At 67.7% G+C, this 412-nt stretch carries 1 protein-coding gene; it reads right to left on the bottom strand.

From position 1 onward, the window contains the following. Positions 1 to 412, bottom strand: a 412-nt coding sequence (locus tag FLV34_RS39820) for a transposase (RefSeq protein ID WP_187280907.1), incomplete at both ends; no start/stop codon positions are given.

Consider the following 412-nt stretch of genomic DNA (forward strand, 5'->3'; position numbering starts at 1 on the left):
CCACGACTCGGTCGACTCGCGGTAGCCGTCGGACAGCGCGATGAGCTCCTTACGGCCGTCGGCGCGCACGCCGATCATCACCAGCAGGCACAAACGGTGTTCCTCCAGGCGGACGTTGACGTGCACGCCGTCGGCCCACAGGTAGACGTAGTCCACGCCCGACAGGTCACGGTCGGCGAAGGTGCGCTGTTCGGCCTTCCACTGCTCGGTCAGCTTCGTGATGACCGGTGCGGACAGGCCGGCGGCCGAGCCGAGGAACTGCCCCAGCGCTGGGACGAAGTCACCGGAGGACAGGCCGTGCAGGTAGAGAAGTGGCAGCACTTCGGTGATCTTCGGTGTCTTGCGCGCCCAGGGCGGCAGGATCGCCGAGGAGAAGCGCTTGCGCTCGCCGGTGACCTCATCGACGCGCCTG

The organism is Microbispora sp. CSR-4, assembly GCF_008033685.1.
Lineage (GTDB): Bacteria > Actinomycetota > Actinomycetes > Streptosporangiales > Streptosporangiaceae > Microbispora.